23 protein-coding genes are annotated in these 25,534 nt (G+C 46.1%); 20 read left to right on the plus strand and 3 right to left on the minus strand.

Annotated features, from left to right (window positions below):
* Positions 1 to 175 precede the first annotated feature (175 nt).
* Positions 176 to 3,919, plus strand: a complete 3,744-nt coding sequence (locus OKX00_RS01685) for a S8 family serine peptidase (RefSeq protein ID WP_265409146.1) — start codon at positions 176 to 178, stop codon at positions 3,917 to 3,919.
* Between the two features lie 83 nt (positions 3,920 to 4,002).
* Here OKX00_RS01685 and OKX00_RS01690 read toward each other — a convergent pair whose 3' ends face one another.
* Positions 4,003 to 5,205 carry an ROK family transcriptional regulator gene (locus OKX00_RS01690; RefSeq protein ID WP_265409147.1) on the minus strand — a complete coding sequence of 401 codons (1,203 nt, stop codon included), beginning with the start codon at positions 5,203 to 5,205 and terminating at the stop codon, positions 4,003 to 4,005.
* Between the two features lie 156 nt (positions 5,206 to 5,361).
* On the opposite strand from OKX00_RS01690, the gene OKX00_RS01695 reads away from it, so the two are divergent.
* The 8 genes from OKX00_RS01695 to OKX00_RS01730 all read left to right on the plus strand — a co-directional run bounded on the left by OKX00_RS01695 (position 5,362) and on the right by OKX00_RS01730 (position 14,640).
* The gene (locus OKX00_RS01695; protein ID WP_265409148.1) at positions 5,362 to 5,754 is read left to right on the plus strand and encodes a VOC family protein; all 393 of its coding nucleotides are present in this window, start codon (positions 5,362 to 5,364) and stop codon (positions 5,752 to 5,754) included.
* Between the two features lie 463 nt (positions 5,755 to 6,217).
* The gene (gene galT / locus OKX00_RS01700) at positions 6,218 to 7,198 is read left to right on the plus strand and encodes a galactose-1-phosphate uridylyltransferase (RefSeq protein WP_265409149.1); all 981 of its coding nucleotides are present in this window, start codon (positions 6,218 to 6,220) and stop codon (positions 7,196 to 7,198) included.
* Between the two features lie 3 nt (positions 7,199 to 7,201).
* Entirely contained in the window at positions 7,202 to 8,380 is a 1,179-nt protein-coding gene (locus tag OKX00_RS01705; protein ID WP_265409150.1) for a galactokinase, read from the plus strand.
* Positions 8,380 to 9,393, plus strand: a complete 1,014-nt coding sequence (gene galE, locus OKX00_RS01710) for a UDP-glucose 4-epimerase GalE (RefSeq protein WP_265409151.1) — start codon at positions 8,380 to 8,382, stop codon at positions 9,391 to 9,393. Before OKX00_RS01705 ends, galE begins: the two co-directional genes overlap by 1 nt.
* Positions 9,380 to 10,459, plus strand: coding sequence for a M24 family metallopeptidase (locus tag OKX00_RS01715; protein ID WP_265409152.1), 1,080 nt, complete (start codon positions 9,380 to 9,382; stop codon positions 10,457 to 10,459). Before galE ends, OKX00_RS01715 begins: the two co-directional genes overlap by 14 nt.
* Before the next feature lie 139 nt (positions 10,460 to 10,598).
* Entirely contained in the window at positions 10,599 to 12,605 is a 2,007-nt protein-coding gene (locus OKX00_RS01720) for a beta-galactosidase (RefSeq protein ID WP_265409153.1), read from the plus strand.
* Between the two features lie 153 nt (positions 12,606 to 12,758).
* Positions 12,759 to 13,709 (plus strand): ABC transporter ATP-binding protein, encoded by a 951-nt coding sequence (locus OKX00_RS01725; RefSeq protein WP_265409154.1) that lies wholly within the window; start codon positions 12,759 to 12,761, stop codon positions 13,707 to 13,709.
* A complete protein-coding gene (locus OKX00_RS01730; RefSeq protein WP_265409155.1) occupies positions 13,684 to 14,640 on the plus strand; it encodes an ABC transporter permease in 957 nt (318 codons plus the stop codon). The genes OKX00_RS01725 and OKX00_RS01730 overlap by 26 nt, the downstream gene beginning before the upstream one ends.
* Before the next feature lie 82 nt (positions 14,641 to 14,722).
* On the opposite strand, the gene OKX00_RS01735 is transcribed toward OKX00_RS01730, so the two are convergent.
* Complete coding sequence (locus OKX00_RS01735; protein WP_265409156.1) at positions 14,723 to 14,917, minus strand: hypothetical protein; 195 nt, start codon at positions 14,915 to 14,917, stop codon at positions 14,723 to 14,725.
* A gap of 239 nt (positions 14,918 to 15,156) precedes the next feature.
* Between OKX00_RS01735 and OKX00_RS01740 the strand changes: the two genes are divergently transcribed.
* The 5 genes from OKX00_RS01740 to OKX00_RS01760 all read left to right on the plus strand — a co-directional run bounded on the left by OKX00_RS01740 (position 15,157) and on the right by OKX00_RS01760 (position 19,385).
* The gene (locus OKX00_RS01740) at positions 15,157 to 16,356 is read left to right on the plus strand and encodes a M20 family metallopeptidase (RefSeq protein ID WP_265409157.1); all 1,200 of its coding nucleotides are present in this window, start codon (positions 15,157 to 15,159) and stop codon (positions 16,354 to 16,356) included.
* Positions 16,353 to 16,547, plus strand: a complete 195-nt coding sequence (locus tag OKX00_RS01745) for a DUF3311 domain-containing protein (protein ID WP_053356525.1) — start codon at positions 16,353 to 16,355, stop codon at positions 16,545 to 16,547. Before OKX00_RS01740 ends, OKX00_RS01745 begins: the two co-directional genes overlap by 4 nt.
* Positions 16,548 to 18,026 carry a sodium:solute symporter family protein gene (locus OKX00_RS01750; protein WP_265409158.1) on the plus strand — a complete coding sequence of 493 codons (1,479 nt, stop codon included), beginning with the start codon at positions 16,548 to 16,550 and terminating at the stop codon, positions 18,024 to 18,026.
* Positions 18,027 to 18,176: 150 nt separating this feature from the next.
* The gene (locus OKX00_RS01755) at positions 18,177 to 18,953 is read left to right on the plus strand and encodes a VOC family protein (protein ID WP_265409159.1); all 777 of its coding nucleotides are present in this window, start codon (positions 18,177 to 18,179) and stop codon (positions 18,951 to 18,953) included.
* A gap of 18 nt (positions 18,954 to 18,971) precedes the next feature.
* Positions 18,972 to 19,385, plus strand: a complete 414-nt coding sequence (locus OKX00_RS01760; RefSeq protein ID WP_265409161.1) for a thiol-disulfide oxidoreductase DCC family protein — start codon at positions 18,972 to 18,974, stop codon at positions 19,383 to 19,385.
* 110 nt (positions 19,386 to 19,495) lie between these two features.
* On the opposite strand, the gene OKX00_RS01765 is transcribed toward OKX00_RS01760, so the two are convergent.
* Complete coding sequence (locus OKX00_RS01765; protein ID WP_175501972.1) at positions 19,496 to 19,657, minus strand: Spo0E family sporulation regulatory protein-aspartic acid phosphatase; 162 nt, start codon at positions 19,655 to 19,657, stop codon at positions 19,496 to 19,498.
* Positions 19,658 to 20,002: 345 nt separating this feature from the next.
* Here OKX00_RS01765 and OKX00_RS01770 point away from each other — a divergent pair, with 345 nt between their 5' ends.
* The 6 genes from OKX00_RS01770 (at position 20,003) to OKX00_RS01795 (ending at position 25,431) form a co-directional block, all read left to right on the plus strand.
* Positions 20,003 to 20,416, plus strand: a complete 414-nt coding sequence (locus OKX00_RS01770; RefSeq protein ID WP_053356531.1) for a CHRD domain-containing protein — start codon at positions 20,003 to 20,005, stop codon at positions 20,414 to 20,416.
* 236 nt (positions 20,417 to 20,652) lie between these two features.
* Positions 20,653 to 20,934 (plus strand): YhdT family protein, encoded by a 282-nt coding sequence (locus OKX00_RS01775; protein ID WP_062238416.1) that lies wholly within the window; start codon positions 20,653 to 20,655, stop codon positions 20,932 to 20,934.
* Entirely contained in the window at positions 20,931 to 22,385 is a 1,455-nt protein-coding gene (panF, locus tag OKX00_RS01780; protein WP_265409162.1) for a sodium/pantothenate symporter, read from the plus strand. The genes OKX00_RS01775 and panF overlap by 4 nt, the downstream gene beginning before the upstream one ends.
* A gap of 189 nt (positions 22,386 to 22,574) precedes the next feature.
* Positions 22,575 to 23,084, plus strand: a complete 510-nt coding sequence (locus tag OKX00_RS01785; RefSeq protein WP_265409163.1) for a M23 family metallopeptidase — start codon at positions 22,575 to 22,577, stop codon at positions 23,082 to 23,084.
* A gap of 96 nt (positions 23,085 to 23,180) precedes the next feature.
* Entirely contained in the window at positions 23,181 to 24,806 is a 1,626-nt protein-coding gene (locus OKX00_RS01790) for a S8 family peptidase (protein WP_265409164.1), read from the plus strand.
* A 55-nt stretch (positions 24,807 to 24,861) separates the two neighbouring features.
* Positions 24,862 to 25,431: a nucleotidyltransferase family protein gene (locus OKX00_RS01795; protein WP_265409165.1), complete on the plus strand. Its 570-nt coding sequence runs from the start codon at positions 24,862 to 24,864 to the stop codon at positions 25,429 to 25,431.
* Positions 25,432 to 25,534: the final 103 nt, after the last annotated feature.

Consider the following 25,534-nt stretch of genomic DNA (forward strand, 5'->3'; position numbering starts at 1 on the left):
ACACAAGTATGTAACGCACGGTGCCTGGCACCCAAAAAAAGAAATCAAAAAAAATAAATATAAATTGCGATTTCTGAATAATGGAATTAAACTAAAATTATGGAAATTTTTAGTTTTTTAAAGCAACAAGATCATTCACCCAGAAAAAATACAACCACGGAAAAGGGGAAACTGGATGAAGAAACGGATTGCGTTGATGACAGCATTTATCATGACGTTTTCCAACCTGGCATATGCTCAGGGGAATCTGCCGTCTCATAGCAAGGCAGCGGGAACAAAGCCTCTAGGCCTTGATCTGAAAAAACTGCCTCAGGAAGAGAAATACGGCAAAAACGATAAGGTTCGCGTGGTCGTCGAACTTGATCAAAAACCAGCGATTCAGTACGCACAGGCTCAAAACAAGCGCTACAGTGCTTTGAGCACAAGCGAAAAAACGGAGCTTACCAAAAAACTGGCCAGTGAACAAAAAGAAGTGAAAGAAGACATCGCGAAGGAAGACATCCCGGTATCGTATAAGGAAAGCTTTACAACCGTTCTAAACGGCTTCAGCGGTGAGGTCAAATATGGTGATATTAAAGATATTGAAAAACTTGATGGTGTGAAAGATGTACATATTGCGCATGAATATAAGCGTCCCGAATCAATCAAAGGGGACAAGCCGAACATGCTGTACAGCAAGGATATCGTCCATGCTAAAGAAACATGGCAGGACTATGGATATAAAGGCGAAGGAACCGTCGTGGCTGTTATTGACACAGGCATCGATCCCTCCCACAGAGACATGGTGCTCAGCCCTGATACAAAGGTGAAGCTGACTCCCGGAAAAGTGAACAGCCTTAAGGACTCCAAAGGGCTAAAAGGCAACTACTTTACAGAAAAAGTACCTTATGGATACAACTATGCGGACCACGACAAAGAAATCCGCGATCTTGGCCCTGGTGCTTCCATGCATGGCATGCACGTTTCTGGGATTGTCGGAGCTAACGGGGACGAAGACAATGGCGGAATTAAAGGTGTAGCTCCTGAAGCACAGCTTTTGGCGCTTAAAGTATTCGGAAACGATCCTGGAATGCCGTCCACGTTCAGTGATATTTATATTAAAGCGATCGACGATGCGATTTCACTCGGCGCTGATGTGATCAACATGAGCCTTGGATCGACAGCTGGTTTCGTTCAGCATGATGATCCTGAGGAAAAAGCTATCGAGAACGCAACAAACAACGGTATTCTTTGCGCCATTTCTGCCGGTAACTCTGCTTACTCGGGATATGGTGCAGGCAGCCCTTACCCGTCTAATCCGGATACAGGAGTTGTTGGATCCCCTGGATTGATCGGACAGGCTCTTCAAGTCGCTTCACTTGAAAACACAAAGCTTACACTTGAAGGCATGAACTTAAAAGTAGACGGAGCAGATATGGGATACATTGCTTACCAAAAGCAGGAATCTCCAAATCCGATCGACACGTTTGATAAAGATAAGATGGAAGTCGTTTATGTCGGTGACGGCAGCTCGCCTAACTATACAGGCAAAGATGTGAAGGACAAAGTGGTCTTCGTTGTCCGAAACGGAAGCTTCAACTATTCAATGATTCAGCATGAAGCTGAAAAACAAGGGGCAGCAGGCGTCATTATCCGAGGCAGAGTGGACCACGGCGACTACGTCAATATGGCTCTCGACAAGCCGACGATTCCTCTTGTGACGTTAAGCATTGCTGACGGCAACAAGCTCGAAGCCATGGCAAAAGAAGGCAAGAAGCTGGAAGTCATCTTTGACGGTAAAGCGATTTCTGCCTCCAATCCAAATGCAGGGAAAATGTCTGATTTCAGTTCGTGGGGCGTAACACCGAACCTTGACTTTAAACCGGAAATCACGGCTCCAGGCGGTAAAATCTATTCAACGCTCAACAATAACCAATACGGCGTCATGAGCGGAACGTCCATGGCTGCTCCGCATGTTGCCGGCGGTGCTGCTCTCGTGATGGAAAGAGTGGACAAAGATTTCAAAGTTAAAGGGGCAACCCGCGTTAAACTCGCCAAAAACATCTTAATGAACACATCAAGACCGCAAGCCGATCATGGCTTGTTCAATACAGAGAGCCAAACTGGAAACTACTATTCTCCACGCCTTGAGGGTGCAGGATTAATGGACCTTCATGCGGCAATGAAAACTCCAGTGGTTGTAACAGAAGCAAAATCAGGTGAAGGAAAAGCAGCCGTAAAAGAAGTAGGCGATAAATTCACCTTTACTTTAAATCTTAAAAACTACAGCTCCAAAGACGTAACGTACAAGCTTGCGGGCAATGTTCAAACAGACCTTGCACTTCAAGGCATGAACCTGCTTGAAGCAGATGGAATCTTTAAAAATGGAACAAGAGATTCAGAGGATCCGAATAGAGGAACGTTCCCGATTTCTTTCACTTCTGGTTCTAAGAAAGCGAGCAGTATTGCGATCAAAGCGAAAAGCACAGCAACTGTAAATGTTACGGTCGATTTAAAAGATACCGTAGACTGGGCGAATGACATGCCGCTCGACAAAATCTTCAAAAACGGCTTCTTTGTAGAAGGTTTTGTAAGATTAATAGATGCAGGCAACAAATATCCTGAGCTAAGCGTTCCATACGTTGGTTTCCATGGCAAATGGGACAAAGCGCCAATCATTGACGCTCCTGTATACGATGAGAACACGTTCTACGGAGTAACAGGTCTGGCTGCAGAAGTGAACGATGATTTTGAGTTCCTTGGAAGCGATGCATCGCATAATGTGTTAAAAGATAAAGTTTCCTTCTCTCCGGATGGAGATGGGCTTTATGATGAAGCATTCCCGGTGCTTTCTTTCCTAAGAAACGCGAAAAAAGTGGAATACTCCATCCTTGACCGAAACAAAACATCACTTCGCAAATTGGATACACAAGAAGATGTCGTGAAGAACTATTATGACCAGGGTTCTGAACCTGGGTATACTCCAGTTACGGAAGCTGCCTGGGACGGAACGGTCAATGGTTCCAAAGTGAAAGACGGATTGTACTACTACCAAGTAAGCTCAGTGGTTGACTATCCAAAAGCAAAATGGCAAAAAGTGTTGTTCCCTGTGTATGTCGATACGAAGGATCCTGCTGTTACTACAAAATGGAACGCGGATCAGAGCACGCTTTCCTGGACAGCTGGTGACCAAGGAACAGGCGTAGCCTACTATGATGTACTCGTTAACGGAAAAAGCGTTCTTTCCAAGCCGCTTGATGCTTCCGCCAGCGAATATAAGCTGAATGACCTTCCTAGTCGTGCAAAAGTCGTTCTTGCGGCCTATGACTATGCAGGAAACTCAGTTAAGAAGAATGTAAACATGAGCGGGAAAGATACAAGCGTACCGAGTGTCACTGTGGATACACCTGAAGCGTTAAGCGTCACTTCTTCCAAAACAGTGACTGTAACCGGACATGTGACGGATGATTCTGGACTGAAATCACTCATGATCGACGGCAAACCTGCAAAGCTTGTATGGAATGCACCAAAACAGCAGTACGATTTCAGCAAGAAGATTACCTATACTTCTGATAACATCCAATCGTTCAAGGTTGAAGCGATTGATAAAGCCGGAAACCGAGTAGCTTTCAGCCGCCAGGTGATTGTCGACTCCACTCTTCCAACGATTAAAGTAGATGCACCGAAAACAGTGTCAAGCAAAACGAAAACAGCAACACTTAAAATTACGCTTGCGGACAACTATGATGAGATGCGCTTCTTCGTAAACGACAATGCGGCATACCGCCATTACTTTAAAGAGCCGTTTGCAAAGAGAGCATTAACGAAGAAAATCAGCCAAAAGGTTTCCCTGAAAAAAGGTAAAAATACCGTTCATCTTGAACTGACAGACCTTGGCGGAAACACGGTTGAGAAGAATGTAATCATCACAAAGAAATAACATAAAAAGGCGCCAGGTCCCTGATTCCTTCAGGGTGCCTGGCACCTTTTTTAATGTTTAGCTCCAGCGCCCTGGAGCTTTTCTTATTTCACCGAAAACAATTCAACAAGCAATAGAGAAACGGCACCGATCGCCGTCGCTTTGTTTCCAAGCTTAGACAGTCTGATGTCGGTATGTTTTGCGGCTTCGGTCAGCGCCTTCTTTTGAACCGTTTCCTTCAAGCTGTCCATCAGTAAATCTCCTGCATTGGATACTCCTCCGCCAATAATAATCCGCTTAGGATTCATGAGGTGGATCAAGTTTGTCAGCCCGATCCCAAGATAGATCCCGGTTGATTTCAAGACTTGAACACTCAGCTCATCTCCCTGGAGTGCTGCTTCGTAAACCATTTTCCCATCGATTTTCTCTAAATCATGATCGGCCATCTCCCGTAAGATGCTTTCTCTTCCAATCGCTACCTCTTTTTGCGCTTTTTCAGCTATTGCAGGGCCAGCTGCAAGTGTTTGAAGACATCCGTAGTTGCCGCAGCTGCATTGCTTTCCGCCGATGTCAATCGTCATGTGTCCAATTTCTCCGGCAATAAAGTTTTCGCCATGAAACAGTTTTCCATCTATCACAATCCCGGCTCCTATGCCGGTCCCTACGTTGACCGCAACCACACTGTCCGCACCGTTTCCATTTCCAAACCAAACTTCGCCAAGAGCAAGTGCCTTTGCATCATTTTCCACCTTAACCGTACGGCTGAATCTGACCTCTAGTTCCTCTTTTATCGGGATATTTCTCAGATTCAGGTTTGGTGCATAAAGGGAAATGCCCTGCTCCACATCCACTACACCATGCATCCCTACGCCGATGCCGATCACTTTCTCTTCTTCCTCACCATACTGCTCCATAATCTGCTGAATCTCTGCTTTCATGATATCGAGCAGCTCATGATTCGAAAGCGGACTGAAAAGAACCTTTTCATAAAACTCAAGCACCTTGCCGTTCAAATCAGTCAGGATGGTCTTAATGTCCTTAGGGCCTACATCCAGTCCGATAACATAGAAGCTATCGGCATTAATGATCAGCATGGTCGGCTTCCGCCCTCCCTTGGACTCGCCTTGCTCACTTTCTTTAATCATTCCCGAGTCGATCAGCTCTTTTACGATAGAACTGACTGTAGGCGGCGTCAACTTCGTATCTTTGGCGATCTGTGCACGTGAAATGGGTCCATCCAGACGGATTTTATTCAGTATTATGTTCCGGTTTAACGACTTCATCAATTGAAACGTGCCGCGTTGCATGAAAACACCTCAAGTTAATTTAATTAATTAATATATAGTATACCGTTATTTTTGTCCTCTGAAAAGAAGCCATCAAGCTGTCGATAACCGATAGAATAGGATAAAATTTATATATCTTTAAACTGCCTGATTCCGGGACAAAAAGGAGGAAGTGAATTGAAGATTAACAGCTTGGATCACTTTGTTCTAACCGTAAAAGATATTGATAGAACGTGTGATTTTTACAATGATGTATTAGGAATGGAGATCATTACTTTTCAAAAAAACCGAAAAGCACTCAAATTCGGCAGCCAGAAAATTAACCTTCACCAAGCAGGCAAAGAATTTGAACCAAAAGCACACGCCCCAACTCCAGGTTCAGCAGACCTCTGCTTTATCACTGAATTTCCTTTAACTTCCCTACTCGCTCACTTTGATCAAAAAGGAGTGCCGGTTATTGAGGGACCTGTACCGCGAACAGGGGCGGCGGGCAGGATTAACTCTGTCTATATTCGAGATCCGGACGAAAACTTAATTGAAATCTCCAATTATACGGATAGAGAAGACTAGCATTAAGATGGGAGTATGCAAATAATAGAGTGTGTGTTAATCTAATTAAAACTTAATAATTTAATTTAACAAAGTATCTTTTAACGATCATGGAAGGCGTTTACAAAACCTGTTGAAAAGAAAGCCCGCAGCAATATATGGCATTGCTGACCCGAATGCTTGCCGGCTGTTCAGGATCGCGGGCTCTGATTCAGCGATCTTCAATCAGGAAAATCTGTATAGGCGATGAACACCCGTGCAGAAAGCTGGCTAGATTGTAGAGGTCCCTTATTTTAAGGAGAACAACGAATACTTTAAAAACAAGCCGGTGTACGGATGAAGGAAAAATGTCTTTAAAAGAAGCTTTTCAGAACAATAAGAATGAAAACCGTAAGATCAACAAGTAAAGGGGGGCACTTCTCCCTTTTTTACCCCTCTACTTATTTAATTAAATTAATAAAAAGAGAAGACAGGAGGCGCTTGTATGGCTGAGCTAAGATATAATCCTTTATTAAAAGACTGGACGATGGTGGCTGCCAGCCGGCAAAACAGACCGCATATGCCGAAAGACTTTTGTCCGTTCTGCCCGGGATCCGGGAAAGTTCCCGATAACTATGAGGTGCATCTGTATCACAACGATTTCCCTGTTCTTTCACCAAACCCTCCAAAACCAGATGGAGTAGGAGGCGGGTTGTATCAGACGAAAGAAGCGTATGGAAAGTGCGAAGTGGTGCTGTATTCACCGGGCCACTATGACACGATTCCTGATTTGTCCAAAGATCATATGAAAAAGCTGATGAACCTTTGGACGGATACATTCGTCAAACTGGATCAGGATCCGAATCATGAGTATGTCATGATCTTTGAAAACCGCGGAGAGGAAGTTGGGGTTACAATGCCTCACCCGCATGGACAGGTATATGCTTACCCTTTTATTCCGTTAAAAGTAAAAACGGAGCTGGAAGCATGCAAAGAGTATTTTGAAGAAAACCAACGGAACATGTTTGATGATATGGTAGCCGAGGAAAAGCGGTTCGGGGAGCGTGTCCTATTGGAAAGTGAGCATTTTATTGCGTTCATTCCGTTCTTTACGGACTATCCGTACGGAGCTTACATTGTCAGCAAAGAAGCGAAGATTGCACTGACCGAATTCACGGAGGAAGAAAGAACGGAACTGGGGGATATGCTTCAAGATCTTGTCGGAGGTATGGATAAAATCTATGACAAGCTGTTTCCTTACATGATGGTCATGCATCAGCGTCCATCGAACTCTAATGAGCCGTATAAGGATTTTTATCGGTTTCACATCGAGTTCTATCCTCCGCTTCGTGCTAACGACAAATTAAAATTTAATTCCTCCTCTGAAACAGGAGGATGGGCAGCAGCTAATCCAACCAAAGTGGAAGAAAATGCAGAAATCCTGCGCAAATGTATCAAGCGTTACAGTGAAAGTAAGGGGGAATAAGCCGTGGACAACCAATGGGTGAAACGATTTCAAGAATATTTTCCGGGAAATAACGACAGCGTACGACTTTTCTTTGCACCCGGACGCGTAAATTTAATTGGGGAACATACCGACTACAACGGCGGTTTTGTATTTCCAGCTGCATTAACGATTGGAACCTATATGGCCATTCGCCAGCGAAACGATGGTGTCTACCGTTTGAAGAGTGAGAACTTCCCATTGGAGGTTTCAATCGATACAAAACAGCCCATTGTCTATAATAAGGCTGACGATTGGGCAAATTATCCGAAAGGTATCCTGCAGCAATTGCAGAAGCTGGGTATCCAGCTCTCAGGGGCTGATGTTTTATACACGGGTAATATTCCGAATGGTGCTGGCCTTTCTTCTTCTGCATCGATTGGCATGGCCAGTGCGCTTGGTTTTTCAGTATTGGAAAAAGAGGAACTGCCCATGCTGGAGCTCGCCAAGCTGTGCCAGCGGATGGAAAATCAGTTTATCGGTGTAAACAGCGGAATTATGGATCAGTTTGCGGTCGGATTCGGAAAGAAAGACCATGCTGTTTTTCTAGATTGCCAGAGTCATGAGTTTGAATTGATTCCTCTTGAAATCGAAGGATACAAGCTTATCATCACAAACACAAATAAAAGAAGAGGGCTTGCAGACTCCAAGTACAATGAACGAAGAGCACAGTGTGAACAAGGGCTGGAAATCATCCAAAGGCATATAGAGAGTGTTAATGCACTCGGTGACCTTCGCCCTCTTCAGTTTAAGAAAATGGAAGCCCATCTGGCTGATGAAACGATTAAAAAGCGTGTCCGACATGTAGTTACTGAAGATGATCGTGTTCAAAAAGCCGTAGCAGCACTCGAAAATAGAGATTTACTTGCGTTTGGCCTGTATATGAAGGAGTCCCATGTTTCATTGCGTGACGATTATGAGGTGACCGGACTGGAGCTTGACGCACTGTTTGACATTCAGGGGCAGCAGCCCGGCTGCATAGGTACGAGAATGACCGGCGCTGGTTTTGGCGGCTGCACCATTTCCATCGTGGAAGACGGACAGGTAGAAGCATTCAAACAGAACGTGGCAGCAAACTACAAACAACAAACGGGTTTATCGCCTGACTTTTATGTTTGTGAAATTGGAGACGGTGTAAAAGAAATCAAAGAGGTGAAGAGATAATGGCCATATTGGTAACCGGAGGAGCAGGCTATATCGGCAGCCATACCGTATTGTGTCTGCGTGAAAAAGGCGAAGAAGTCATCGTGTTGGATAACCTGCAAAAAGGGCATCGGGAGGCTGTGCTGAAGGATGTTCCGTTCTATGAAGGAGATCTGCATGACAGCGCCTTGCTGGATAATGTTTTTTCAGAAAATGACATTGAAGCAGTTATACATTTTGCGGCCAACTCTCTTGTAGGTGAGAGTGTTGCAGATCCGATTTCTTATTACCAGAACAACGTGGCGGGTTCATTGAATCTGGTCGACCGCATGGTGAAAAATGGCGTGAAAAACATTGTCTTCTCCTCTACTGCCGCTGTCTATGGGGAACCTGAGACCATCCCTATTCAGGAAAGCGACCGGACGCTTCCAACTAATCCTTATGGAGAAACGAAGCTGGCCATTGAAAGACTTCTTCATTGGGCAGATCAGGCTTATGGGCTGAAAGCAGTCGCTCTCCGGTATTTTAATGCGGCAGGCGCCGATCCAAAAGGAGGAATTGGAGAAGATCATACACCAGAATCTCACCTGATTCCGATCATTCTTGAAGCCGCCCTTGGAAAACGGCCGCATATCTCTGTATTCGGAGAGGACTATGCGACAGAAGACGGTACTTGTGTCCGGGATTACATCCATGTGATGGATCTGGCTGACGCTCACTGCCTGGCTCTCGAAAAATTAAAGAGAACTGGAGAGAGCGGCGTATACAACCTTGGCAACGGTAAGGGGTTCTCGGTTAAGCAGGTGATCGATACATGCAGAACGGTTACAGGCCGAACCATCGAAGCTGTTTCTTCTCCGCGAAGAGCAGGCGATCCTGCGATTCTTATCGCTTCTTCTCAAAAAGCAAAGGATGAACTGGGCTGGGTTCCAAAATATCCTGATGTCCATGAAATGGTAGAACACGCCTGGAACTGGCATCTCCATCATCCAAACGGTTATGCCGATGGAGGTCCGGACAATGGCTCTAGGTAAGATCAGAAACATCATGAAAGAAAACCATCTGGACGGAATACTGCTGAGAAAACGGAACCATTTTTCATGGGTAACAAGCGGCCGCCAGAACCAGATCGTGCTTGGAATCACGGAAGGTGTTGCAGATCTTGTGATTTTTGAAGATGAGATCTATGTGGTGACGACCAAGATGGAAGAACGGCGCATAAAGGAAGAAGAACTCTCCCATTTTTCTCATGAAGTTAAAGTGGTGACGGATGAGTGGTTTAAAGGCTCTGATCATTTGATCTCTGAACTTGGAAAAGGGAAAAGGATGGGGACGGATACGCCGTTTAAAGACTATGCCGACATGACGGAGGAACTGAAACGTGTTCGATCCATATTGGATGAACAAGAAGTGGAGCGTTACCGCAAGCTGTGCCAGGATACGGCGTGGTCACTTGAATCGGTTTGCCGGAAGATGGAGCCTGGGCAGACGGAACATGAAATTGCCGGGATGGTGGCAGAACAGGCGATATCCAAGGGGATCAGGCTTCAAGTTTTGCTTGTTGCTACAGATGAACGCATCTATTCCTACCGCCACCCGGTTCCTACTTCTAAGAAACTGAAAAAGCATGGGCTGCTGGTGATTTGCGGTGAGCGTGAGGGGCTTGTCGCCAACCTGACAAGGGTTGTACATTTCGGGCCGCTGTCTCAGGAACTGTCTGATCATAAAGAAAAACTCGCTCGTATTGATGCGGCTTTTATAACCGCTACTAAACCTGGTACAACGGTTGGTGAAGTGTTCAAAAAAGGGATACAGCAGTACGTGGAAGAGGGCCATCCGGAAGACTGGAAACTCCTCCATCAAGGAGGGCCAACTGGATATGACTCCAGAGAGTTTATCGCAACAATGGAATCAGAAACTGAGGTGAAGGAAAACATGGTATTCACATGGAATCCTTCGCTGCCCGGTGTGAAATCAGAAGACACCGTCCTCATTCAACAAAATAAAGCTGAAATTTTGACCGAAACCAGGGGATGGCCCTACCTTGAAGTAACATTCGGAGGACAAACACTGCGACGGCCGGATATCCTCATTAGATAAGAAAGATACTGAAGAAGCGTTCGAATGTCCCATACTTACTTCACCGATCTTGATTTTCTTACTTCTGCTTTAAAAACCGCTTATCTCTGGTATTTTGCACGGTTCGGTGAAAGAATAGAGAGACAAAGGAGTGAGCGGCATGTTTATAGGAGTAGATTATTATCCGGAACAGTGGCCAAAATCCAGATGGCCTGAAGATGTAAGACTGATGAAGGAGCTTGGAGTTAATGTGGTGCGAATCGCCGAATTCGGCTGGCAGCTGATGGAGCCGGAAGAAGGAGTGTACGATTTTTCCCTTTTTGATGAAGCGATTGATCTGCTTACAGAAAACGGGATAAAAATCATCCTCGGTACGCCGACAGCGGCTCCTCCTGCATGGATGGCGCATCAGTATCCTGAAATTTTGCCGGTTGATGAGAACGGTGTAAAGATTTCTTTCGGTGCTCGCCGGCATTATACGGTGAACAGCAAGACCTATCAGAAATTCACCCGAAAAATTGTCCGTAAACTGGCCGAGAAATATGGCCAGCATCCTGATGTCATCGGCTGGCAGACGGATAACGAGTATGGCCATGAAAAATCGGACCGCAGCTATGGTGATGAAGACCGCATGGCGTTTCAGGAATGGCTCAGCAAAAAATACGGCAGCCTGGAGGCATTAAATGAAGCATGGGGTACGGTCTTCTGGAGCCAAACCTATACGGCGTGGGAGCAGATCCCTGTTCCCCGGAAAGTATTTCAGGAACATAATCCGGGTCTGCTGCTTGATTTTGACCGGTTTTGCGCAGACAGCTATACAGCGTACAACAAGCTGCAGGCTGATATTTTAAGAGAGCATATTTCAGATCAGCAGTTTATCACCCATAATTTTGTCTTTACCGAACTTGCCCTAAAACAGCGGGATATCGCGAAGGACCTCGACTTCATATCCTTTGACAACTACCCGGTCTGGGGCGGTCTACCTGAACCGATTCCGCCTGCCGCGATTGCCCAGCAACATGATCTTTGCCGTTCAACAAAGGACGGAAAAGGCTATTGGGTGCTTGAGGAGCTATCCGGGGCACAGGGATGGAGCCATATCGGCTACCTGCCTCGTTCAGGGCACATCAAGCTTTGGACGTACCAGGCTATTGCACGGGGAGCGGAGGCGATCGTCTATTTCAGGTGGCGCGCCGCCCGTTTCGGAACCGAAGAATTCTGCCATGGAATCTTGGATCACGACGGTAAGCCGAGGCGAAAGTTTGAAGAGGTGAAAGAAGTATTCAATGCTCTGAAAATATTCGGAGATGAGTGGATCGCCACTAAATATAAAGCAGAAGTCGGCGTGTATTACGATGTGGAAAATGCCTGGGCTTGGCGAATCCAGCCGCAGAGTGATGCGTTTACTCATAAGCAGGAGATGCTTCGTTTCTATTCCGGTGCTTACCGTTTGAACGCGGCTACTGATATGGTCTCTCCGGAGAGCAGCCTTGACGGGCTGAAAACGGTCATCGTTCCCGTTTACTTTTTAACCAATCCGGTATTTACGGAAAAACTGAAGAAGTATGCGGCAGATGGCGGAACGGTGGTGCTTTCCTATCGGGCAGGCGTGAAAGAGCCGAACAATGCGGTTACGGAAATGACGCTTCCCGGAGAACTTGGAGAGCTTGCGGGCATCGAAGTCCATGAGTACGAATCCCTTCAAAACGGCCAGCAGACACGTGTAACGGGAATAGCGGGGAACATCATGGACATCATGTCGCCGGCCACAGTGTGGTGTGACTTGATCGAGCCGAAATCGGCCGAGGTCCTCGCCGTCTACAGGGATGCTTTCTATGAAGGTACACCTGCGATCACGAAGAACAAGTACGGAAAAGGCAACGTGTATTATATCGGTACAGCGGTAGAAGATTATTTTCTTGTGCGGCTGTACAGAGACATTTTTGCTCAGGCTGGCGTACAGACGATCGAACTGCCGGACGATGTTGAAATGGTAATACGTGATGGAGAGGCCGGCAGCAAGTTCTTATGTTTGTTGAACCATTCAACGACAGCAAGCCACCGGGTCTCCTTGCCAAAGGGCACCTGGAAGGACGCCATGACAGGTGAAACGTTCAAAGGAGACGTCAGGCTGCAATCATTAGGTTCTTTTCTTTTGATCCAGTAAAAAGGTGCCAGGCACCGCAATTACACTCTTGTGTAATTTGCGTGCCTGGCACCTTTATTAACGAGATTGACCCGTAAAATAGAGTGCGATATGTTATTATTTGGAAACGGAAATAAAAATTCTGAAATGATGAAACAGGGGACAGGAGGAATTATGGAAACGGTACATACGCTGGAATTAAAACAGGTAACGAAACGGATCAAAGGCAAAAATATAGTAGACAATCTTTTGTTCAGTGTTCAAAAGGGGGAAATCTTTGGACTGCTCGGACCGAACGGAGCGGGGAAAACGACAACGATCCGTATGATCGTCGGTTTGATTTCGATGACAGAAGGAGAAATCCTGGTGAACGGCCTGGATATCCGCAAGAACTATGAAAAAGCGATGGAACAGATCGGGGCCATTGTAGAAAATCCGCAAATGTATGACTATTTGACAGGCTACAAAAACCTGATGCAATATGCACGCATCATGCCAGGAGTGACGAAAGAACGAATCGATGAGGTCGTGAAGCTGGTGGAAATGGAGTATGCCATTCATAAAAAGGTTAAAACCTACTCGCTCGGCATGAGGCAGCGGCTCGGTGTAGCCCAGGCTCTTTTGCACAATCCCTCACTTCTAATTCTGGACGAACCGACGAACGGGCTTGATCCTCAAGGGATGCATGATTTGCGAAATTATTTGCGAGCGCTTGCTGATCAAGGGACTTCAGTCATCGTTTCCAGCCATATTTTAGCGGAGATGGAACTGATATGTGACCGTGTCGCTGTGATTCAGCACGGAAAACTCGTTCGGATAGATAACGTAACCAACGTTACCGATCAGGCAGACGCCACCGTACATTTCAAAGTGGATGGCGATCTTTTAAAAGCGAAAGAGATTCTTCATGAACAGCTTCCGGATATCCAGGTTGTGGTGGAAGAGAATGAACTCGTTTTACAGATCCAGCAGCCGGATGCGATCGGTGATATCAATAAAAGGCTCGTCATGGCAGGATTTATGGTATACAGCATTCAGCTGAAGAAGAAAACGCTTGAAGAAAGGTTCCTTGAAATGACGGGGAAAGGAGGAGATCTAAATGAAGTTTCTGTCACTGGTCACTAATGAATGGGTTAAAATTTTCAGCAGGGTAAGAACTTGGGTGTTTATTGCACTTCCCATACTTATCGTTTTGGGCGTGGCGATCTACGGCAAGGTTACAGAAGACGAGTCGGTAAAAGCAAAATGGAAGCAAGAGCTGACGGAACAGAATAAAGAACTGAAAAAGGAAATTGCTCAGGCTAAAAAGGATAAAACGCCCAAAATGTTCAGGGAGTCATTGGAAACGGAGTATAAACAGAATCAATACGCCATCAAGCATGATATCTCTCCTTATGAAACAACAAGCTGGAAGTTTATGAAAGATTTTTCGCCGCTGTCCTCGTTATTGGGATTGTTTGTTATTGTAGTAGCGAGTGACATTGTGGCAACCGAATTTGCGAAGGGTACCGTAAAAATGCTGCTGATCCGGCCATACAGCCGTTGGAAGATCCTGCTCTCCAAACTTCTGGCTACCCTTGGATTCGCCTTCTTATTGTGGATCGTTCTTATCGTATCCACATGGCTGATCGGCAGTGTATTCTATGGGTTTGGCGGAATGGACCAGCCGTATTTGACGAATGTCGATGGGGTAGTCCAAGAAAAATCGATCTCCCATTATGTATTGGCGAACATGGGGCTGGAATTCATCGAGTTCACCGTGCTTGTTGCATTAGCCTTCATGATTTCCACACTGTTTTACAGCAGCTCTGTGGCGATTGGTGTTTCCATGTTCGTTATGTTTGCCGGTAACATTCTTACAACCATATTCAGCGGAAAGTCATGGGCAAAATACACGCTGTTTCCCAACATGGATTTGACCCAATATCTTGATGAAGGGATGCAGCTCGTTAAAGGTATGTCACTTTCCTTCTCCCTGGGCATGCTCGCAGCCTATACGGCGGTCTTCCTTGTGATCACGTTCGCCGTCTTCCAGAAGCGTGATGTGAGGTCATAGAAAATAAATACATCGTACCAAATGCATGGTGCCAGGCACCGCGGTTACACAAGTGTGTAATTTGCGTGCCTGGCACCATTTTTTATGTGGTTTCTTCTTCGCAGTCTTCTTCTGCTTCTCCAGGATGTACTAGATGATGTACGATACCGCTGATGACTGCCTGATCGGAAAATTCTAATTCCCCATATACTTCGTCTTGGGAAAAATCCTCATTACTGCTGAGATCCTGCTGTTGCAGGTCATTTTGTCCGCCGTTGTTTTCTCGTTTCGCATCCATTATCCTCAGCCTCCTTTTTCTTATCATCTTCCCTAAACATCATAATTATTAAACGGGGCGGTGGGTGCCAGGCACCGGCCGTTACATGCTTGTGTAATCGAGGTGCCTGGCACCGCCTTAGTACATCCCTACCATGAGAACGGGTTCAAATATCAGAAAAATCCGTATATTTATTCTTTTCAAACTATTAATCTTCTTATATAATGGCCTTCATATCGATTGGAAGGTGGGGGAGAATCATGAGAACGTTAACAGCAGTAAAAGAGAGTCAGCGGGTAAAAGATCAGGTTGTGAAGTGGCGCAGGCATCTTCACATGTATCCGGAACTGTCATTCAGCGAAGAACAGACGTCCCAATTTATTTACCAGATGCTTCAATCGTTTGGAAATCTTGAACTTTCCCGTCCAACGAAGAACAGTGTAATGGCAACACTGACAGGCAATGAACCGGGCCGTGTGCTTGCCATTCGTGCGGATATTGACGCACTTCCGATTATGGAAGAAAACGATTTTGATTTTGTATCCCGAAAGCCTGGTGTCATGCATGCGTGCGGCCACGACGGGCATACCGCCATGCTGCTTGGAGCGGCTAAAATTTTATCTCAGAAAAAGGACGGGCTTCATGGCGAAATCCGTTTTATTTTTCAGCATGCAGAGGAACTTTACCCTGGCGGCGCCGAGGAGATGGTACAGGCAGGCGTGATGGACGGTGTAGACGCTGTAATTGGGACCCATCTTTGGTCACCGCTTGAAGTAGGGAAAATCGGGATTGTTTATGGGCCTATGATGGCAGCACCGGATACGTTTTTTCTGACCGTTCACGGAAAAGGGGGCCATGCAGCGCTTCCGCATCAAACGATCGACAGCATTGCAATCGCCTCACAGGTCGTGACCAACCTTCAGCACATTGTTTCACGAAACACCGATCCGCTGGAGCAGCTTGTTCTTTCTGTTACAAAGTTTACAGGCGGGACGACACATAATGTCATCCCTGGCTCTGTGGAGATTTGCGGGACGGTCAGAAGCTTTAACCCTGCGGTCAGGGAACAGGCACCCAAGCTGATGGAGCAGGTCATCAAAGGAATAACCAACGCTCATGGAGCAGCTTATGAGTTCCGCTACGAGAATGGGTACCGGGCAGTGATCAACCAGGATGAAGTAACGCGCTTCCTTCACGAGACAGCTGAAGAACTATACGGAGCTGAGCAAGTTGAATTGATGAAACCGAATATGGTCGCCGAAGATTTTTCTGCTTTCCTTCAAAAAGCGGACGGCTGCTTCTTTTTTACCGGCGCGGGCAACAAGGCGAAAGGAATTACCTACCCGCATCACCACGCCCGTTTTACCATTGATGAAGATGCGTTAGAGCAAGGGGTCGCCATGTTTGTTCGGGCTGCCGAAAAAATGCTGTACAGAAACGAAGAGGAGGCTGGCGCATGAAACTGATTCATTGGATTGCAGTATTGCCGTTTATCGGGATGTTTGGAGGGCTGGTTTTTGCCAACAAGGTTGAACCTTATGTACTGGGTATGCCGTTCCTCATGTTTTGGATCCTGCTTTGGGTCTTGATTACAGCCGCCTTGATGGCTCTTATTTACAAAATAGATCCGGTGAACAAGGAGGAGCACTAAATGAACACATCACTGATCATACTCGCATTGTTTTTAATTCTGTCCTTGTACCTTGGAGTCCGTGCCAAACGGGGAAAAGATATGGACCTCGAGCAATGGAGCGTCGGGGGACGGGGTTTTGGTACGATGTTCGTGTTCCTTTTAATGGCAGGAGAAATCTACACAACGTTTACGTTTCTTGGCGGAAGCGGCTGGGCGTATGGAAAAGGCGGCCCGTCATTATACATCCTGGCATACGGCGCACTTGCCTATGTCATTTCCTACTTTTTGCTTCCCGCAATCTGGAAATACGCCAATGAAAACAAACTCGTGTCACAGTCTGATTTTTTCGTCAGCAAATACAAAAGTCCCTACCTCGGTGTATTTGTGTCCCTTGTCGGCATCGTCGCTATGATTCCGTATCTGGTGCTGCAGCTGAAAGGGTTGGGAATCATCGTATCAGAAGCCTCATATGGAAAAATCTCGCCGGTTGCCGCGGTGTGGATCGGTGTAATTACCGTGACGGTGTACGTTATGATCTCTGGCATCCACGGTTCAGCCTGGACGGCCGTTTTAAAAGATTTCATGATTTTAGCGATCGTACTGTTTCTTGGAATATATCTTCCCCTCCACCATTACGGCGGTTTTCAGCCCATGTTTGAATCCATCGAAGCCGCAAGGCCGGGCTTTCTTGCTTTGCCGAGCGAAGGTATGAGCGTAAGCTGGTTTATCTCTACCGTTCTATTGACGGCACTTGGGTTTTATATGTGGCCGCATACGTTTGCCTCCTCTTTTACCGCGAAAAATGCAAAAGTGTTCCGCAAAAATGCAGTCTTCATGCCGCTGTATTCTCTCATCTTGCTTTTCGTCATGTTTGTCGGGTTTGCCGCCATCTTAAAAGTTCCTGGATTGAAAGGGCCAGATGGCGACCTTTCACTGTTCAAGCTTGCTGTCCAGACGTTTGATCCGTGGGTTATTGGATTGATCGGAGCGGCCGGACTGCTTACCGCTTTGGTTCCAGGTTCGCTGCTACTCATGGCGGCTTCTACCCTTTTTGCGAAAAATGTTTATAAAGTCGTGTCACCTTCTGCAACGGACAAGCAAGTGGCCAAGCTGGCAAAATACCTTGTGCCGGTCATGGCGCTCATCGCCGTTTTCTTCACCTTTAAAGGCGGAGATACCATCGTTACGCTGCTGCTGATGGGATACAGCCTCGTTACCCAGCTGTTCCCGGCGCTGCTGTTCAGTCTGGCGAAAAAGCCCTTCGTGACCAAGCAGGGAGCGTTTGCCGGCATTGCCTGCGGTGTAGCCGTTGTGGCCTATGTTTCTATCAAAGGAACAACGCTCGCAATCTTGCTGCCTATGCTCCCCCAAGCAGTCAAAGATTTGAACATCGGCATCGTCGCCTTGCTGGTCAACATCATCGTCCTTCTCATCGTCAGTGCCCTTACACGTCCGCTTGCTGTCAGCAAAAAAGCAGGTAATGAGCAGACCGCGTAAATTCCTTTAATTGGTTCGATTGGTGCCTTAATTGGTGCCAGGCACCGTCTTTACACATGTGTGTAATCGCGGTGCCTGGCACCAATTTTTTTCCTTTTGCCTTCAACTTTGGTAATTTTAGAGTAGATAAAAGTTTCGGGAGGAGTTAACATGGCATTCGCGTTTGACCATCTTGTGTACTTTACCGATAAAAAACTGAATAATCATATTGATGCTTTAAAAAAACAAGGTCTCTACGCTTCTCAGGGCGGGAGCCATAAAAATTGGGGAACCTTCAATGCACTCTGCTATTTTGGCTTGAGTTATGTAGAGTTTTTAGCTGTTGAAAATGGGCAGATTGCCCAGCAGGCGAAGGAAAACCCTTTGATCGGCCAGCTTCTGCGCGATTTGCCTGAAAAAAAGGGACCAGGCCAGTTTGCGATTCGCACCAATCGAATAGAAGAGGTAAAGGTGCAGCTGGAGAAGAAAGGGCTAGAGACAAGGCTGCTTCCAGGAAGCCGCAAACGACAGGATGGAAGCATTCTAGGCTGGAAGCTGCTTTTCATAACCAATCATGATAGCGAAGATAAACTGCTGCCTCCGTTTTTCATAGATTGGCTGCAGCCGGACAAAGATCGGGAAACGGACCTTCGGCAGAAAGGTATCATCGGCAGCCATCCGGCAGGGGATTTGAAAATGAATCATTTGTCCATCATTGTAGAGGATGCACAGAAAACATCCTCGCTCTGGCAGGACTGGCTGGGATTGTCCACAGGCACCGGATATACCAATGAAGGCCTTCAGGCGGAATGTGCTGTACTGGAACTGGAGGGCTGCGAGCTTCATTTTTGTTCCCCTTGTGGTGAAGGGCATGCGCGTGAATTACTAAATACAAAAGGCGAACGTCCATACGAGCTGGTTTTAAGTAACGGTTTGAATCTTAAGTAAGGAAGGGGAGGGGCAAGCATGAGGGATAAACAAAGGGAAGGCTCAATTTTGCTGTTTGATGGCGTCTGCAATTTTTGCAACGGAATCGTTCATTTTTTGATCAGACAGGATAAGAAGGGGCGAATTTCATTTGGCTCCCTGCAATCGGATGCCGGCCAGGGGCTGCTCTGTGAATTCCTTCTTCCTGTACAAGATTTTGAAAGTCTCGTTTATATAAAAAAGGGCCTTATCTATCAAAGATCAACGGCAGCTCTTGAGATTGCGAGAGATCTCGGGGGCTTGTGGAGTGCGGCCTATATTCTTGTTGTTATCCCTAAGCCGCTACGCGATGGGCTATATTCCTGGATTGCCAAGAACCGTTACAGATGGTTCGGCAAAAAGGACCACTGCATGATCCCCACACCGGACATACGTAAACGGTTCATAGACTAGCATTCGTAGTGGGTGCCAGGCACTGCAGTTACACAAGTGTCAAAACGCGGTGCCTGGCACCCACTAAAGGCACCCAACTAAAAAAGCTGTCCCCAAATAGGGTGACAGCTTTATGCACATTGATTCAATTCGTTTAGTTTTTGGTCTAGCAGCTGGCTTAACTGTACAAGAAGCGGGTCTGCAAGGTTGTTTACGCGGGTGCTCATTACGTACATAGTTAAGCGGATGGCATCGATCTCAAGTTTTAATTTTATTATATTTTGATGAGTCATATCCATTCCCCCTATACAGAAAAATGTTTTATAACTTCACGTCCAGGTCACTATCACTATATATTCCCATTTTATACTAGATATAGGACAGTGTCTATTTAATTTTCTCAATATATAGTATATTTTTTGACAATTTTGATAGTTTTTACAGAGTTTTTACGAGAAAAGTGAAGAATCACATTCCTTTGTTTGTTTTTGTAAAAAAATGTCCCGGGAAATGCGCAAGAATCCACCAACCGATTTGACCTCGATAAAAATTATTTTTTGAAAATTCTAGATGAATAAACAAGCTTATTTTCCTTTCCTGAATATACTGTCAATAGCTATCGGAAAGGAGTGGTTGGATTGTTGTTGAAAAATTTTTTATGCAGGTTAAAAGGCGACCATGTAGTTCCCCCTGTTGGCACCCGGGCATCAGGCACCACAGAATTTGTCCTAAGCTCCAATGGAACCAAGCTGCACTATAGGCTTCAGGTTAATAATTTAAGGAAGTTAACTCAAGCGCGCATTCATTTAGGACAACCAGGGAAAAACGGTCCCGTTACCGCTTATCTTCTTGGCTCTATAAAACCTGGCATCAGCTTAAATACAGGGATTGTAACAGGGAGCATAACCAGTAATGATTTAATTGGACCACTTCAAGGAATGCCCTTGTCTAGGCTTGTGGAAGAGATCATCGAAGGAAATGCTTATGTGAATGTTTATTCGGAGTTTAGTCCGGGCGGGGAACTGCGCGGCCCAATCGAGCCGATCAAATAAGGAATACGAACGGCGTAGCTCCGAATAGCTAGGCTGTTTTATTTTTGGGGCCTTTTTGGTGCCAGGCACCGCTCTTACACAAGTGTCAAAACGTGGTGCCTGGCACCACAAAGAGGGCACCACAAAGTGCACATAGAAACCACGTACAAGACACCACCGAGATAATGACAGTATTTTATGGCATAATAGACACATTGATCTACAAAAACTGACGGATTCTGAAAGGAGCTGTTGAGATGGATCCGCGATTTAAAATATCCAATCGGGAAGCGCTGATGGGCATCGGGCTAGCGGTTCTGAACTTTATCTGGTGGTACGCATTTGCCTACGGGCTTGGCGGGAAACCGGTTAAGGAGTATCACTATATATGGGGTTTGCCGGCATGGTTCTTCTACAGTTGTGTCGCCGGTTTTATTGTGTTTTCTATTTTGGTATACATCATGGTCAAATTTTTCTTCAAAGACGTCCCTTTTGAAGGTGAACCTGAACGGCAGAACCTAAAGGAGGAGCAGCGATGAACTGGGAAGTGGTCATTCCTTTACTTGCCTTTTTGATCGGAATGTTTGTCGTCGGAATCTATACCTCCCGCCAGGTACAGAGTGGTTCGGGGTTTTTACAGGACTATTTCCTGGGAGGCAGGCACCTCGGGGGCTTCGTTCTAGCCCTTACGATGGTAGCGACTTACGGAAGTGCGAGCAGCTTTATTGGCGGGCCCGGCATCGCGTATAAGCTCGGCCTTGGCTGGGTGCTGCTGGCGATGGCGCAGCTTGTGACCGGATATTTTACCCTTGCTGTTCTGGGGAAAAAGTTTGCGATTGTCGCCAGGAAGATCGACGCAGTCACGCTTATTGATTTTCTAAAAGCACGCTATGAAAACAAGTGGGTCGTTATTTTTTCCGCGGCAAGCATCAGCATCTTCTTGTTTTCTGCAACGGCTGCGCAGTGGGTAGGCGGCGGCCGGCTCATCGAGTCATTCACTGGTGTTTCCTACCCTGTGGCACTGCTGATTTTTTCGTTTTCCGTTCTTGTTTATGTCATAGCTGGCGGCTTTCGTGCAGTCGTAATCACGGATACCTTAATGGGAATCGTCATGTTTATCGGCACGCTCGTTATACTCGCGGGAACCATTATAGCTGGCGGAGGAGTTCCTCATATCATTTCAACGCTTGCTGCCGAAAATCCGAACTTGATCTCACCGTATGGAGCAGACAAGTCTTTGACGCCGCTGTATGTTTCCTCATTCTGGCTGCTTGTAGGGGTTGGAGTGGTTGGCCTGCCGCAGATCTCTGTCCGGGCCATGTCCTATAGGAATTCAAAAGCGATGCATCAGGCCATGATCATCGGGACGTTTGTCGTCGGATTTATCATGCTTGGGATGCATTTGACCGGAGTGTTTGCAAGAGTTGTCATACCAGGGGTGGAAATCGGTGATAAGGTGATGCCGATGCTCGCACTGAAAGTATTGCCAGGGTGGCTTGCGGGTATCGTGCTCGCAGCACCGCTTGCGGCTGTCATGTCGACGGTGAACGCCATCCTGCTGATCGTAAGCTCATCGATTGTTAAGGATATCTATATTAATTACATCAAACCGGAAGCCAGCCAGCAATCGGTTAAACGGCTTAGTTTTTCAGTGACTGCCATCATCGGAATTCTGGTATTCATCATGGCTCTGAATCCTCCAGATTTGCTGATTTGGCTGAACCTGTTTTCTTTCGGAGGATTGGAAGCAGCTTTCATATGGCCTGTCGTCCTCGGTCTTTATTGGAGGAGAGGAAATGCAGCAGGTGCAGTGGGGTCCATCGTTACAGGTGTGCTTTCCTACATCCTTCTGGATACCTTTGCCCCTAATTTGTGGGGAATGCATACTGTAGTCCTGCCGGTCGTTCTTTCGCTTGCGGCGTACATTCTTTTGAGTTTAGTTTCAAAAAACAACCCTCAATCATCCTTGGTAAAACAAGGAATCATCTAAGTATTTTGGTGAATATTTTGGTGTCAGGCACCTCCATTACACAAGTGTGTAATGCACGGTGCCTGGCACCATTTTTTTTTACACATTTTTCCCATCAGTAATTTTTGGATTTTACTGCACCCTAAAAGAAGATATTCCAATTACATAGTGAATTACACCCCATTAACTTGAAAAGGAGAATCCAAACAGATGCCAAAAGTAAAACTAATGTTTTTCTTTATCATTCCGCTTGTTACGGCTGCTGTTTTGCTCGAAACCCCATTTAAGAAGGTAGACGCTTCACCGGTTTTCCGGATACCGTTTCCAGCAGGACAAGTTTGGATCGGGCAAACGAGAATGAACCATAACCCTCAAAATGCGGTTGATCTAAACCGTTTGTATGATGAGGGAGATACGGTGATCGCTTCAGCTGCGGGAAAAGTAGTTAAAGTTAAAAATCTAGGAAAGCGCAGTTATGGAAGATATATTGTTATTGATCATGGCGGAGGATGGAAGACTTTATACGGGCATTTGAGTGCCATAAATGTTTCTGTCGGAAAGAAGGTTACGCAGGGCCAAAAGATTGGAGCGGTTGGAAGCACGGGAGGTTCTACAGGAGCGCATCTTCATTACGAACAACGATACAACGGGAAGGCTGAGAGAATCAGATGGAACGGGCACAGCATCTTTTATTGGGGAAGCAAAACATATAAGAGCTAAGAGGGAGAGGTGCCAGGCACCGCCATTGCCTCTTGCTACATTGCTAAAATAAGGTAAAATTATAGATGAATTTACATATTTTTGCACGGAGGGGCAATGAAAAATAAGTTAAAGAAGACGCTGGCAACGGTCCTGCTGGCAGTATTGTTATTGCTGCTTTTTTCATTCTCTGCTGAAGCGTATGACCAGGAAATGCTGGACCGCAAACTCAGTTCATTTTCAAAGGAAAACAGGACTTCCGCCTTTCTGTCAGCTGCAGACAATGAAACAACCGGCATTCACGACCGCCAGATTATCGTTAAATTAAAAAATAGACAGTTTGCTGCTGCGCTTGCGAAAAGCTACAGAATCAAGAACACATCTGCCAACTTGCAGAAGGAAAATATATATACGATCGAGCTGCCGCATACAGCTAACGATATGGCTGCACTGGACAGGATTCGCAATTCTCCATTGGTAGAAGCCGCTGAACCGAACTTTACTTTCACAGCATTTTCTAAGCCGAATGACAAGCTCTATTCCAGACAATGGTCACTGCCAAGAATGGGGGTGCCGCGGGCCTGGGACAACCTTAATGCAGCAAAAAAACGTTCAAAAGTGACCGTCGCTGTTTTGGATTCAGGCGTAAACTATAGGCATCCCGATCTGAAAGGACAGACATTGAAAGGCTACGATACATACGAAAAAGATGCTGACCCAATGGATAGGGTCGGCCACGGCACCAAGGTGTCCGGTGTCATTGCTGCCAAAAGCAACAATCTTACCGGAGTGGCAGGCATCAACCCTTACGCAAAGATACTGCCAATTAGAATCGGCAACACAGCAGGAGCAACACTGTTTGACTTTTTAGATGGGCTGAAGTACGCCATCAGCCAAAAGCCGGATATCATCAACATCAGCATGGGGAGCACAAATTACAGCCAGTTTGTATATGAAATGATTTTAACCGCATACTCCAAAGGGATCCTAGTGGTTGCGGCGTCAGGAAACGAGCATATGAAGGTCAGTTATCCCGCTGCCTACCCAGAAGTACTAGCGGTTGGATCTACCAATGAAAAAGATCGTGTCTCCGATTTTTCGAACTATGGACCGCGGCTTGATCTTTCCGCGCCGGGAGAGAATATCTGGACCACTAATCGAACTGGCTCGTTTGAATCGGTTAACGGGACGTCATTCTCTGCCCCTGCAGTAAGTGGAGTGGCTTCACTTCTATTAAGCAAGCATCCCGATTATTCGCCCTGTCAAATCGAATATTTGCTAGAAAAAAATGCAACCAGGCTGCCTGCTTATAAAGATTATTGGAACATCGTTGCTGGCTATGGAAGGGCAAGAGCTGACAGAGCGCTCTCTGATAAGCTTTCAAAAATCATAGCAGACGTAGGCAACAGCAGGGGGAAGGCAAAATCTATCAAGCTGGGCAAGACATACAGCGACCGCTATCATATGCCGATGGACAGTGACTGGTTTAAATTTTCCTCAAGCAAAAAAATGACGGTAAAGGTGGAACTGAGCGGAGTTTCCGGAATGGACGGCACAGTCTGGATGGATCATATCATTATGGGAGAGCCTTCTGATGCCAGAAGGACAAACGACAGAGGATTGAACGGCACTGAGTCCTTTACGTATACCGTGTTGCCTGGAACATCCTATCTGCAAATTTACGAAGAAAACAATCATTGGAGTACACAAAGCTATAAACTGACGATAACTCAAGTGAAATAAAGCATCGGAGCCAAAACTGCGGCTGCTTTATTCATGTCTAAAAAGGAGAGAAATGATGAGCCTTAGAAATCAGAAAGATGTCGAGCGTTTCCTTGAAAATGATCCATGGTTGATGGAGATATTAAAAGCGGTCAAGTTGCTGCAGCTGCCCGATTGGTGGGTATGTGCGGGAGCGATCCGTTCAGCGATTTGGGATGCACTTCATGGATTTGAAAAAAAGACACCCCTTCAAGATGTGGATGTCATTTATTTTGACCCGAAACATCCGAAAGAAAGTGAAGAAAAAATACTCGAGGATAGGCTAAGAATGCATATGCCGGAAGTTCCCTGGTCCGTGAAAAACCAGGCGAGGATGCATGTGATCAATAATCTGCAGCCGTACGTTTCTTCAGAGGACGCTATTTCTAAATTCCCTGAAACGCCAACGGCTCTGGGAGCGAAACTGGACGAACAGGATCGGCTCCTTATAACAGCTCCCTGCGGAATGGAAGATGTGCTTGCCATGGAAGTGAGGCCTACCCAACTTTTTAAAGAATCAAGGGAGTTTTACGCCATTTACGAACAACGCTTGCGAAAGAAAGATTGGACTGCTGTATGGCCGCGGGTGACCCTCTATCAATACTAAGCAGCAATGTGTTTATTTTCCATAGATAATCCTCCTCTCTACGTTTCACTATCCCCCAGGAATAATGTAAAATAGAAGCTGTATCTATTGTATTGGATGAAAC

The sequence above is a fragment of the Fictibacillus sp. KU28468 genome (assembly GCF_026153615.1).
GTDB lineage: Bacteria > Bacillota > Bacilli > Bacillales > Fictibacillaceae > Fictibacillus_C > Fictibacillus_C marinisediminis.

Excerpts from the sequence above, each read along its gene's own strand:
- OKX00_RS01685 (WP_265409146.1), top strand. The coding sequence starts at position 176 with ATGAAGAAACGGATTGCGTTGATGACAGCATTTATCATGACGTTTTCC.
- OKX00_RS01690 (WP_265409147.1), bottom strand. The coding sequence starts at position 5,205 with ATGCAACGCGGCACGTTTCAATTGATGAAGTCGTTAAACCGGAACATA.
- galT (WP_265409149.1), top strand. The coding sequence starts at position 6,218 with ATGGCTGAGCTAAGATATAATCCTTTATTAAAAGACTGGACGATGGTG.
- galE (WP_265409151.1), top strand. The coding sequence starts at position 8,380 with ATGGCCATATTGGTAACCGGAGGAGCAGGCTATATCGGCAGCCATACC.
- OKX00_RS01715 (WP_265409152.1), top strand. The coding sequence starts at position 9,380 with ATGGCTCTAGGTAAGATCAGAAACATCATGAAAGAAAACCATCTGGAC.
- OKX00_RS01720 (WP_265409153.1), top strand. The coding sequence starts at position 10,599 with ATGTTTATAGGAGTAGATTATTATCCGGAACAGTGGCCAAAATCCAGA.
- OKX00_RS01725 (WP_265409154.1), top strand. The coding sequence starts at position 12,759 with ATGGAAACGGTACATACGCTGGAATTAAAACAGGTAACGAAACGGATC.
- OKX00_RS01730 (WP_265409155.1), top strand. The coding sequence starts at position 13,684 with ATGAAGTTTCTGTCACTGGTCACTAATGAATGGGTTAAAATTTTCAGC.
- OKX00_RS01735 (WP_265409156.1), bottom strand. The coding sequence starts at position 14,917 with ATGGATGCGAAACGAGAAAACAACGGCGGACAAAATGACCTGCAACAG.
- OKX00_RS01740 (WP_265409157.1), top strand. The coding sequence starts at position 15,157 with ATGAGAACGTTAACAGCAGTAAAAGAGAGTCAGCGGGTAAAAGATCAG.
- OKX00_RS01745 (WP_053356525.1), top strand. The coding sequence starts at position 16,353 with ATGAAACTGATTCATTGGATTGCAGTATTGCCGTTTATCGGGATGTTT.
- OKX00_RS01750 (WP_265409158.1), top strand. The coding sequence starts at position 16,548 with ATGAACACATCACTGATCATACTCGCATTGTTTTTAATTCTGTCCTTG.
- OKX00_RS01755 (WP_265409159.1), top strand. The coding sequence starts at position 18,177 with ATGGCATTCGCGTTTGACCATCTTGTGTACTTTACCGATAAAAAACTG.
- OKX00_RS01760 (WP_265409161.1), top strand. The coding sequence starts at position 18,972 with ATGAGGGATAAACAAAGGGAAGGCTCAATTTTGCTGTTTGATGGCGTC.
- OKX00_RS01765 (WP_175501972.1), bottom strand. The coding sequence starts at position 19,657 with ATGACTCATCAAAATATAATAAAATTAAAACTTGAGATCGATGCCATC.
- OKX00_RS01775 (WP_062238416.1), top strand. The coding sequence starts at position 20,653 with ATGGATCCGCGATTTAAAATATCCAATCGGGAAGCGCTGATGGGCATC.
- panF (WP_265409162.1), top strand. The coding sequence starts at position 20,931 with ATGAACTGGGAAGTGGTCATTCCTTTACTTGCCTTTTTGATCGGAATG.
- OKX00_RS01785 (WP_265409163.1), top strand. The coding sequence starts at position 22,575 with ATGCCAAAAGTAAAACTAATGTTTTTCTTTATCATTCCGCTTGTTACG.
- OKX00_RS01790 (WP_265409164.1), top strand. The coding sequence starts at position 23,181 with ATGAAAAATAAGTTAAAGAAGACGCTGGCAACGGTCCTGCTGGCAGTA.
- OKX00_RS01795 (WP_265409165.1), top strand. The coding sequence starts at position 24,862 with ATGAGCCTTAGAAATCAGAAAGATGTCGAGCGTTTCCTTGAAAATGAT.